Annotated in this window: 1 protein-coding gene; it reads left to right on the top strand. The window is 60.2% G+C overall.

The features are described 5' to 3' along the window. Positions 1–221 (top strand): dihydrodipicolinate synthase family protein (locus tag ACFQ95_RS25990; protein WP_422835870.1); only part of this gene is annotated, 221 nt, incomplete at both ends.

Raw genomic sequence — 221 nt, forward strand, 5'->3', positions numbered from 1 at the left:
CCACACTACCTGACCGAAGCCGGCCAGGAAGGCCTGATCGAACACGTGGCACAGGTCTGCAACAGCGTGAAGTTCGGTGTCATCGTCTACAACCGCGACCGCACCAAGCTCACGCCCAACTCGCTGGCCATCCTGGCCGAGCGCTGCCCCAACCTGATCGGTTTCAAGGACGGCGTGGGCAATATCGAGACCATGTCCTCCATCTTCATGAAGATGGGCGA

The sequence above is a fragment of the Variovorax sp. HJSM1_2 genome, from assembly GCF_049316285.1.
In the GTDB taxonomy this organism is placed as follows: domain Bacteria; phylum Pseudomonadota; class Gammaproteobacteria; order Burkholderiales; family Burkholderiaceae_C; genus Rhodoferax_B.